Annotated in this window: 1 protein-coding gene; it reads left to right on the top strand. The window is 65.2% G+C overall.

Annotation, left to right across the window (positions count from 1 at the left end):
* Nucleotides 1-116 precede the first annotated feature (116 nt).
* Nucleotides 117-488, top strand: a 372-nt coding sequence (locus EOA23_RS35355; RefSeq protein ID WP_189341854.1) for a class II aldolase/adducin family protein, incomplete at its 3' end; no start/stop codon positions are given.

Below are 488 nucleotides of genomic sequence, written 5' to 3'. Positions count from 1 at the left end.
GTCGAGCAGGGCGGGTTGCAGTCGGCGCGCCCGGCGGCTTGATCTGCTGAGCCACCGATTATCGGTTGCTGGCAGCGGCGTCGCACGGCATTCTCGCCCAAACAGGAGGATTTTCGATGAGCCTTGCCCGTCTGCACAAGGAACCGCTAAGCAACCTGCCCTATTACGAGGAGCGGGTCGACCTTGCTGCCGCCTTCCGCTGGACCGCGCGGCTCAACATGCATGAGGCGGTGGCCAATCACTTCTCGCTGTCCGTCAACGAGGACGGCGCGAAGTTCCTGATGAACCCGAACCAGGTGCATTTCTCGCGCATCAAGGCGAGCGACCTGCTCCTGATCGACGCCAACGATCCCGACACGCTCTCCGGCCCCAACGCGCCGGATCCGACCGCCTGGGGCCTGCATGGCGCAATCCATCGCAACGTCCCGCACGCGCGCTGCGCCATGCATGTCCATTCGATCCACGCCACGGCGCTTGCCTCGCTCCCC

This window comes from Mesorhizobium sp. M2A.F.Ca.ET.042.01.1.1, assembly GCF_003997405.1.
In the GTDB taxonomy this organism is placed as follows: Bacteria; Pseudomonadota; Alphaproteobacteria; order Rhizobiales; family Rhizobiaceae; genus Mesorhizobium.
This window is presented reverse-complemented; position numbering and strand designations above follow the sequence as displayed.